General features: G+C 46.0%; 10 protein-coding genes. 1 reads left to right on the forward strand and 9 read right to left on the reverse strand.

All coding sequences use genetic code 11. The annotated features are described in order from the left end of the window. The 9 genes from LDL18_RS02500 to LDL18_RS02540 form a co-directional block, all read right to left on the reverse strand. Positions 1-1,163, reverse strand: a 1,163-nt coding sequence (locus LDL18_RS02500) for a cyclopropane-fatty-acyl-phospholipid synthase family protein (RefSeq protein ID WP_296506806.1), incomplete at its 3' end; no start/stop codon positions are given. A gap of 56 nt (positions 1,164-1,219) precedes the next feature. Next, positions 1,220-2,395 carry a 23S rRNA (adenine(2503)-C(2))-methyltransferase RlmN gene (gene rlmN / locus LDL18_RS02505; protein WP_296506809.1) on the reverse strand — a complete coding sequence of 392 codons (1,176 nt, stop codon included), beginning with the start codon at positions 2,393-2,395 and terminating at the stop codon, positions 1,220-1,222. A 159-nt stretch (positions 2,396-2,554) separates the two neighbouring features. After that, positions 2,555-3,355, reverse strand: coding sequence for an ABC transporter permease (locus LDL18_RS02510; RefSeq protein ID WP_296506811.1), 801 nt, complete (start codon positions 3,353-3,355; stop codon positions 2,555-2,557). A gap of 8 nt (positions 3,356-3,363) precedes the next feature. Beyond that, positions 3,364-4,281 carry an ABC transporter ATP-binding protein gene (locus LDL18_RS02515; RefSeq protein WP_296506813.1) on the reverse strand — a complete coding sequence of 306 codons (918 nt, stop codon included), beginning with the start codon at positions 4,279-4,281 and terminating at the stop codon, positions 3,364-3,366. A gap of 80 nt (positions 4,282-4,361) precedes the next feature. After that, positions 4,362-4,964, reverse strand: a complete 603-nt coding sequence (locus LDL18_RS02520) for an anaerobic ribonucleoside-triphosphate reductase activating protein (protein ID WP_296506815.1) — start codon at positions 4,962-4,964, stop codon at positions 4,362-4,364. After that, entirely contained in the window at positions 4,951-5,139 is a 189-nt protein-coding gene (gene nrdD, locus LDL18_RS02525; protein ID WP_296506817.1) for an anaerobic ribonucleoside-triphosphate reductase, read from the reverse strand. Before nrdD ends, LDL18_RS02520 begins: the two co-directional genes overlap by 14 nt. A gap of 52 nt (positions 5,140-5,191) precedes the next feature. Continuing rightward, positions 5,192-7,210: a ribonucleoside triphosphate reductase gene (locus LDL18_RS02530; protein ID WP_296506819.1), complete on the reverse strand. Its 2,019-nt coding sequence runs from the start codon at positions 7,208-7,210 to the stop codon at positions 5,192-5,194. A 345-nt stretch (positions 7,211-7,555) separates the two neighbouring features. Next, positions 7,556-8,323: a 7-cyano-7-deazaguanine synthase QueC gene (gene queC, locus LDL18_RS02535; RefSeq protein ID WP_296506822.1), complete on the reverse strand. Its 768-nt coding sequence runs from the start codon at positions 8,321-8,323 to the stop codon at positions 7,556-7,558. 50 nt (positions 8,324-8,373) lie between these two features. Beyond that, positions 8,374-9,420 carry an aminotransferase class V-fold PLP-dependent enzyme gene (locus tag LDL18_RS02540; protein WP_296506824.1) on the reverse strand — a complete coding sequence of 349 codons (1,047 nt, stop codon included), beginning with the start codon at positions 9,418-9,420 and terminating at the stop codon, positions 8,374-8,376. A 132-nt stretch (positions 9,421-9,552) separates the two neighbouring features. Here LDL18_RS02540 and LDL18_RS02545 point away from each other — a divergent pair. Further along, a partial coding sequence (locus LDL18_RS02545; protein ID WP_296506826.1) for an alpha/beta hydrolase occupies positions 9,553-10,000 on the forward strand: 448 nt, incomplete at its 3' end.

Here is a 10,000-nt window from a genome sequence, read left to right on the forward strand (position 1 = left end):
TCCCGTTTGCGGATATATTGAATCTGGTAATTACACATCTGGCCATATTGAAAAGCGGCCGATGCACCAGCAAGGTAGAAAGTCCACATCCGATAAAAACGGACATCATAGAGTTTGATAATCTCGGCACGGGCAGCCAAAACATTTTTATACCACTGATTCAGGGTATACATGTAATGCAACCTCAAATTCTCGACATCAGAAAGAATAAGGCCGCTCTGTTCGCTGGCCGATACGATTTCTGATAAAGCCGGACAATATCCCCCCGGAAAAATATATTTATTCGTCCATGGGTCGGTTGTTCCGGGTAATCCCAGCCGTCCGATCGTATGCAACAACATCACACCATCATCGGTCAGCATATCACGACAATGATTGAAGAAATTTTTATAGTAAGGCGGGCCTACATGCTCGAACATGCCAACTGAAACAATACGATCAAAACGCCCTTTGACTTCGCGATAATCAATGAGCTGAAATTTTACTCGATCCTCAACTCCCGCTTCTTTTGCGCGTTTGCGAGCGATTTTTAATTGTTCTTCGGATAAGGTCACGCCCAAAATTTCGACATCAGCGATTTCAGCAAGGAAGATCGCCATACCGCCCCATCCGCAACCGATATCCAATATTCGCTGCCCTGATTTTAAATCTAGCTTTGACGCGATGTGAATCTTTTTATCAAGCTGTGCCTGATCCAGACTATTATGGATATCGGTAAAATAACCACAGCTATATTGCCGATCCTTGTCCAAAAAGAGGTTATATAAACGACCATCTAAATCATAATGATGGGCAACATTTTGCTTTGATCGTTTTTCCCAATTCAACCTCTGGAAACGGTTAGTCAAATGTTGAATAGTGCGGGGGATAATCCCGCCTTCCAACATATTGGCATTATCCCTGACAGTGTTTTTAAGGATAAGACGGATAAGCCCCATGATATCTTCGTCATCGACGGACATTCGACCGTCCATATAGGCTTCACCTGATCCCATATAGGGATGGATTGCCACGAAGTCAGGCGCTTCTGGATCATGGAAACGCACCGTCACGGGGGCTTCACCTTCTGACACACCGTAAGAATGACGATGGCCATTTGATTCGACAATGATCAATTGTCCTTGTCGAACCAGCTTTTTCAAGAATCTATCAAGTAGCCACATAACAAAAGTTTACATGCTTTAACTTGATAGAAAAAGGCAGAAATGCCCCTTATCATTTATGACAATGTTATCATTGAATCCCGCTTGGATTGTCTTTCTGCTGCTGATTTTAACTGACCACAAGCGGCCATAATATCTTGACCTCTTGTGCGGCGCACAGGTGCTGAAATACCGGCATTAAAGACAATCTCGGAAAAACGGGCGATCCGTTCTGGCGTTGAGCATTCGTAAGGTGAATTCGGCCAAGGATTAAAGGGAATCAGATTCACTTTGGCCGGTAATCGGTAATATTGTAACAACCGGACAAGCTCACGCGCATCTTCTTCGCTATCATTTTTGTCTTTCAACATGACATATTCAAAGGTAATTCGGCGGGCATTATTGACCCCAGGATAGGCCGCGCAAGCGGCCAATAATTCGTCGATTCCGTATTTTTTGTTAATCGGAACGATTTCATCCCGAACGGCTTTGGTAACGGCATGAAGAGATACCGCAAGGTTAACACCAATTTCTTCCCCTGCCCTTGCCATCATTGGCACCACACCGGAAGTCGAAAGGGTGATCCGGCGGCGTGACAAAGCGATACCGTCACCATCCATAACCAATTTTAAGGCATCGCGAACATTATCAAAATTATAAAGTGGCTCGCCCATACCCATCATCACGACATTGGTTAACAGCCGACCTTCCGGTTTTGATGGCCATTCATCAAGGCTGTCACGAGCAAGCATGATCTGACCTACAATTTCACCGACAGTCAGATTCCGCACCAAACGCATTGTGCCGGTATTACAAAAACGACAATTCAGGGTGCAACCGATCTGACTGGAAATGCACAAAGTGCCACGGTCAGCATCAGGGATAAAAACCATTTCATAATCATAGCCGTCATCAGTCTTTAACAGCCATTTACGGGTGCCATCGGTCGATATCTGCATGGTAACGACTTCGGGGCGCGAAATAACAAAATGTTCGGTCAGCCAAGGGCGCATTGTCTTGGCAATATCGGTCATACCATCAAAAGCAACTGCACCACGATTATACATCCAATGCCATAGCTGTTTGGTGCGCAATTTTGCCTGTTTTTCGTCCAATCCCTTGGATTTCAACGCTGCGCGTATGTCTTCACGGGACAAGCCCAAAAGGTCAATGCGCCCATCCTTTCGGGTCGCAATAGGCTTCTGGGTATCAGTCTTGGTCTCTGTCAGGCTATCGGCAACTACAGAAGTCATAAATATGCAAACTCACAAACAAGGCAAAAGCCGTTAAGGGCATCGGAAATAAAATGGCTGATATAAAAATTAAGCCGCTTTTCCCCGTTATTATCCGAAAAAGCGGCTTTTTTCTACTGGCCAGATTCGCAAAATCCATGCGGCCATCAAAATGAAAATCTAATGGATATCACGCTGTTTCAAAACAACCGTCACCACAGAAGCGGCAATCACAAAAAGAACAAGCGTAAAAGCGAGAAAGCCCCCTTGAGAAACAGGGAATATTTTTTCTCCCATTTTAAGGTCTAACGTATCATGCACAAAACGAAGACCATAATCCCAAGGGTAAAAAAGCCAGCCTTTATCTTGGAAATAACTGCTCACGGGAAGGCTCGCAAGACTGCAAATATTCCCAAAAATAACCGGAAATCGGGTATTTTTCAGAAACCAGCTTAAGGCATGTTGGATCAACAGCACGGGTAGCATCACAAAAGGTAACAGGAAGAAAGACTTCACAAGAGCCATGTCAAAGCCATAGCTTGCCATAGAATTGTGGGGGCTAACCAGAAAAGCCAAGCTATAAACCAAAATCATCATGATATTGGCGAAAAACAGTAATCCCCATTCAAGAGATAGTTTCGCAAAAAACAGATGATAAGGCCGCAAAGGCAATGTCAGCATCATTCGCCAACTATTATTGCTATGTTCTATTCCGTTAAGACGCGCTGCCAAAACAGCTATAAAAAAGGAAAAAGCAAAACAACTCCAAAAGAAAAGGATTGTCTGCCAAACCTCTTGCCACGCAGCTATGTCCAGAAAAATACCGTCATGATGCCCTACAAACCTGCCGATCAAGGCCGTCACCAAAGCAGGCGACAGCATCAATAACAGTAAACGACGGGGATGTTCGATTTTGAACCATTCGGCTGTGATAAGCCGGATCATCAATAGAAATGATCCTTGCGTTTTTGGCACAGTCATAAAATACGTTACGCCTTATTTCTGGAAGTAGCCATTTGCTGCGAAAACCATTCTTCCAAAGAGGGTTTTTCCAAAACAGCTTGATAAAAGTCGATATCCGCCGCGACAAGCTGGCGATAGAGCGCACTGGCCTCTTCTCGTGTCATATTATCGACCAACAAACGATGATCGCCATAATGACTGACTTGATAGGATGACTGCGACAAAAAGGCGAAAGCCTTTTCAACATCTGTCACGTCCAATCTTAATGCTGACCGGCCTGCGGCTCTGATCTCTTCCAATTCCCCTTGAAACAGAATGGTACCTTGATCGAGTAAGGCCAAATGGCTGGCTGTTTTTTCGACTTCTTCCAATTGATGGCTGGAAAAGAAAATGGTGCAGCCTGTTTTTTCAGGCAGGCTAATCAGCAATTCCCTGATTTCTTTAATGCCTTCAGGGTCAAGTCCATTGGTCGGTTCATCAAGAACCAATAATTCAGGATTGCCAAGTAGGGCATGGGCTAAAGCCAATCTTTGGCGCATGCCCAAAGAATAAAAGGCAATTTTTAAACGTGGTTCAGTATGGAGATTAACAATCGCCAAAACCCGATCAATATCTTGATAGGGAATATCTTTAACCACACAACCTATTTTCAGAAATTCGCGGGCTGTCATATGGCTATATAGGCTTGGGGAATCCACTAAACAGCCCATCCGTGCCAAAGCCGGTATCGGATTTTTCTGCATATCTTGACCCAAAACGGTCACCTTGCCGGATGTAATCCGATAAAGGCCGGTAATAATGCGGATCGTAGTCGATTTACCCTGACCATTATTGCCTAAAAAAGCAAAAAGGCTGCCTTTGGGAACTGTCAGATTGATATCTTTTAAGACAGGGCGAGTGCCGAAATTTTTGGAAAGATGGGCAAGCTGAATAGCTGCGGACAAAATTTTCTCCCTTTGAACCGGAAAACAGAAAAGACGTCAGGGTTATTGGCTATTCAGCACAAAATAAGAGGAACAGGAAATTAGACTTCCCGATAAGGCTGTAGAACATACTCACTTATGCCGAAAGCGGCTAGGTCTGTTTTCATTTCGGCCAAGGCTGCATCATCCAAAATCGCAGGATAAACGGTGGTGCGAATTTGGTAATCGACCCCGCTTCCCAAAAGATAGCCGAGGCTTGTTTTGACCTTTTCGGCGGTATTCGGAATACGGGTGATCGCCTCATATTGAGAAAAAGGCGCTTTGATATCAAAGCCAACCCATGTCACTAAAGGCAATAATGGCCGGAAACGCTCCGGTTTCATTCCCGCCGTATGAAGCCCTATCTTAAGCCCCATATCGCGGACAATTTGCATTGCTTCAGGAAGGGCGGCCTGTAAAGTCGGCTCGCCGCCTGAAAAAACAACGCCGTCCAAAAGGCCGCGTCGCTGTTCCAGAAACTCCAGCACATTTTCCCAAGGAATACGATTCCCTGAATTATCTATTGCAGGCCGTAACGACTGGTTATGGCAATAAGGACAGTCCCAGCTACAACCCTGACAAAAGACAGTCGCGACCAGCTCCCCTGGCCAGTCGCAACTGGACATGGGAGCCAATCCACCGATCCTAAGATCAGTTGCAGCCACAACGACCCTCTTCGAAATAAACGCGCTGGCCGAATTCGCCCTGCTTGCCAATATTGAAGGAGGAAACCGGACGATGGTAACCCATAACCCGCGTCCAAATTTCGCAAGGCTGGCGTTCTTCGTCTTTCAATTCGATTTTGGCGAAATCCTGAGTGTCTTTTTTCATCTCGGTCATCATTACTCTCCTTAAAACTCTAAATTTTTAATCGAATGAATATCTAAAATTCTTAAGCTGCCTTATTGTTGCACTTGGCTGCGATCAGTTCTGCATCGCATTTGGGGCAGAATTTATGCTCACCTTCCAGATAGCCATGTTTCGGGCAAATCGAGAAAGTCGGCGTGATCGTGATATAAGGCAGTCTGAAATTTTCCAGCGCGCGCCGTACCAGCTTTTTACAAGCCTCGGCATCCGACATCCGTGAACCCATATAAAGATGAAGCACCGTGCCGCCGGTATATTTGCTCTGCAAAATTTCCTGACGCTGCAAGGCTTCAAAGGGATCGTCTGTAAAATTAACCGGAAGCTGACTTGAATTGGTGTAATAGGGATTGGTTTCGCTACCGGCCTGCAACATATCGGGGAAACGCTTTTTATCTTCGCGTGCAAAACGATAGGTTGCGCCTTCGGCAGGCGTTGCTTCCAGATTGTAAAGATGGCCAGTTTCTTCTTGGAAAGAAACGATTTTGGCGCGGATATGGTCGAGGAAGCGAACCGCAAAGGTTGCGCCCCATTCGCTGGTGATATCCTCTTTATTCTCGGTGAAGTTACGGATCATTTCATTGACACCGTTGATTCCCAAGGTCGAGAAATGATTCCGCAAAGTGCCAAGATAGCGTTTGGTATAGGGGAACAGACCGTTATCAATATGTTTCTGGATAACTTTCCGCTTAATTTCGAGGCTGGTGCGGCCAATATTCAGCATCGTATCAAGACGATCGAACAGACCTTTTTCATTGCCCCGATACATCCGACCAAGACGGGCACAGTTGATCGTTACGACCCCCAAAGACCCCGTCTGTTCAGCACTTCCGAAGAGGCCGTTACCGCGTTTCAAAAGCTCGGTCAGATCAAGCTGAAGGCGGCAGCACATGGAACGCACCATATGCGGCTTTAGATCGGAATTCAGGAAATTCTGGAAATAAGGCAGTCCATATTTGGCCGTCATTTCAAAAAGACGGGTGGCATTTTCGCTTTCCCAAGGAAATTCCGGCGTAATATTATAAGTCGGAATCGGGAAGGTAAAGACGCGGCCTTTGGCATCGCCCTCGGTCATGACTTCCATATAAGCACGGTTAATCATGTCCATTTCAGGCTGAAGATCACCATAGGTAAAGGGCATATCTTCGCCGCCGATCACCGGAATCTGGTCTTTCAAATCGTCTGGGCAAGTCCAGTCAAAAGTCAGATTGGTAAAGGGCGTCTGGGTGCCCCAACGGGATGGCACATTCAAATTATAGATCAATTCCTGAATATACTGACGAACCTGCTTATAGCTTAAGCCATCTTTTCTGATGAAAGCGGCCATATAGGTATCAAAGGAACTGAAAGCCTGCGCCCCCGCCCATTCATTCTGTAAAGTGCCAAGGAAGTTAACAATCTGGCCAATAGCACTCGACATATGTTTCGGCGGACGGGCTTCGACTTTACCGGGAACGCCGTTCAGGCCTTCAGTCAACAAAGTGCGGAGTGACCAACCGGCACAATAACCGGACAGCATATCCAAATCATGAATATGAAGATCACCCGCGCGATGGGCTTCGCCTACTTCCGGCGGATAAATATGGGACAGCCAGTAATTGGCAACGACCTTACCAGACACATTCAGAATAAGACCACCCAAAGAATAACCTTGGTTGGCATTGGCATTCACGCGCCAATCGGCCTGTTCCAAATATTCATTGATCGAGGATTCAACTTTGACGATCGTTTCCTGATCTTTACGCGATTTTGATCTCTGCTCGCGATAGACAATATAGGCGCGCGCTGTGGCAAAATAGTCGGAAGAGACCAAAACCTGTTCAACGATATCCTGAATTTGTTCTATTTCAGGCGCAGAATCAGAAAAGCGATGCGAAATCACTTTTTGTGCCTGCTTCGCTAAACGAGCGGCTTCGGCATGATCGAACTCACCACTAGCCGCGCCCGCTTTTTCGATAGCAATTCTGATCTTATCGTTATCAAACAGAACTTTATTGCCATTCCGTTTGATAACAAATGCTGGGAAAGTCGGTGCCGCACGAGCCATCAATATACCCTCAATTTATCCGATAAAATCACAGCAAAAACGGTCGTTTTTTCCTAAAAAAGGCTAAATATTCCCGATGGCTACAGAAAGATTGTAACCATATATGCTGTGTGATTCTGATTTGGTGATTACTAAATGTTGTATAAAGCTCTAAATCAACCGAGTATTTTTCGTCAAGCAAAGAGATGGTATTGACAAAAAAGAATGCGCCAAAATAGGCGCATTCGATCTTATGAAAAAAAACGCTTGTCTTTGAATAACAACTTTTTCAAAAAACTCTGTAGGAACGCATAACAGGATGGCATCATCCTTGCTATTTTAACAAGAGCCTCACTCAAAATCAGCCTATCCCAAAAGGCCTTTTTGATAGTTTTCCCATCCAGCCGCCCGCAATTCACAAGCCGGACAATGACCGCAGCCATAACCCCAATCGTGAAGAATTTTCCGTTCACCTAGATAGCAACTGTGGCTTTCTTGACGAATAATTTCAACCAACTCTTTGCCGCCAACCTCTTCGGCCATCTGCCAAGTAGAAGCCTTATCAAGCCACATCAACGGCGTATGCAGCACCAACCGCCTTTCCAGACCGAGATTGATCGCCACCTGTAAGGCCTTAATCGTATCATCACGACAGTCAGGATAACCGGAATAATCCGTCTCGCACATGCCGCCGACAATATGGCGCAGGCCACGCCGATAAGCGATCGTCGCTGCAAAGGTAAAAAAGAGCAGATTCCGACCGGGAACAAAACTGTTCGGAATGCCGTCTTTCCCAAAGGCAATTTCGGTTTCCCGTGTCAAAGCGCAGTCGCTCACCTGATGCAGCACAGCCAGATCAAGCATATGGTCTTCCCCAAGACGGGCTGCCCAATCAGGAAAATTCTGAATCAGTTTTTGTTTGAGATTTTCGCGGCATTCCAGTTCGACTTTGTGCCTTTGCCCATAATCGAAACCGATAGTTTCTACCCGATCAAAATGCTCCAAAGCCCAAGCGAGACAGGTCGCGGAATCCTGACCACCGGAATAAAGAACCAGACATCCTTCATTACTGACTCCTTGACGAATATCGCTCGTAAAAGAAGACTCTGATTTTTTAGTCTGATTCTCAGTCATGTATAAACTTCCTCAAAGGCTTAAAAATTCGGGTCACAAGGCGCAATGCGTCAGGCTTTTTTGCGTTGCTCGGCAATCTGGCGCCATATTTTTGTAAATTGGTCAATATCGGATTCGGTTGTTTCTCGGCCAAAACTGACTCGGATCACTTCTTGTGCTTCCTTATCCCCCCAACCCATCGCTTTTAAAACTGGACTGGATTTCAGACTGCCTGAAGAGCAAGCACTACCGGCTGATATTGAGATACCGGCCATATCAAACAGAATAAGCTGGGTTTTGGCTACCATATCCGGCATCCGGTAAGATGCAATAGTGGGTATCCGCTCCGATTGATAGGCAACTACCTCGCCACCAGAAGCAATAATAGCCTGATCGAGTTTTTCTCGCAAAGCCGCGGCTTTTTCAAACCAATCTTTCTTTTCGCAAACAGCTGCTGCAAATCCCAAAATTGCGGGCGCATTTTCTGTTCCAGCGCGATACCCCTGCTCTTGCCCCCCAAAAGGCTTCAATTTTGCCCAATCACGAATCAACAAAGCCCCGACACCCGGCGCTCCGCCTAATTTATGGGCAGAAAGACTGATAAAATCAGCATCGGGCAACGGCATTTTTCCGGCAGACTGCGCCGCATCGGCAAACCACAAACTATTTTTTTCAGAAAGCTGTTGCTTCAAAATATCCGCAGGCTGAATAACGCCCGTTTCATTATTGACAGTTTGCACCGCAACGAGCTGATTTTCCGGTAGTTTCTCAGAAATAATATAGCCGTTTTTATCAACCGGCAGAATATCAGGCACAATACCAGCTCTTAAAAAGGCATCATGCTCAACCGCTGAAATACTGCATTGTTCTAGGGTGTTTCTCTGTAAAACCATAGCGATAGATTCGCTGGCACCACTGGTGAAAATCAGATGATGCGGCCAATTTAACGCTTCTTTTATCCTGATGCGTGCTTCTTCTATCAAAGCGCGCATATGTCTGCCGTCTTTATGGGGCGAAGAGGGGTTCGCCCATATGTCAAAAGCATCATTCATTGCCCGTCGAGCCGGAGCAATTATCGGGGTCGTTGCAGCGTAATCAAGATAAATTCGGCTATTCACGCGTGAAATCCTTACAGAGCCTGTCGCTAAAAAAGCTTGAAATATTGCTTCGAAAGAAAGCTAACCTTATATAAGTTCAGAATGATAACCTGTCTTTAGGGCGTTTTTTGCCCGATAACCAAATGGATAACCATGCCTGCAGTCATTTTCCCCGGCCCCGAAGGGCGTCTTGAAGGTCGATTTCAACCCGGATCAAGACCACGCGCGCCCGTAGCGCTCATTCTTCATCCGCATCCTCAAGGCGGTGGTACGATGAATAATCATATCACCATGGCACTTTACCAGACCTTTGCCCGCCGTGGTTTTGCGACCTTACGCTTTAATTTCAGAAGTGTTGGCCGCTCGCAAGGGACTTTTGATAACGGGATCGGTGAACTTTCCGATGCCGCTTCTGCATTAGACTGGGTGCAGTCGATTCATCCTGAAGCTGTTACCACTTGGGTCGCCGGATTTGGGTTTGGTGCATGGATCGGAATGCAGCTTTTGATGCGTCGCCCCGAAATCAAGGGTTTTATTTCTATCGCGCCGCCAGCCAATATGTATGACTTTTCATTCCTCGCCCCCTGCCCATCCTCAGGCA

The organism is Zymomonas sp. (genome assembly GCF_020216885.1).
Lineage (GTDB): Bacteria > Pseudomonadota > Alphaproteobacteria > Sphingomonadales > Sphingomonadaceae > Zymomonas.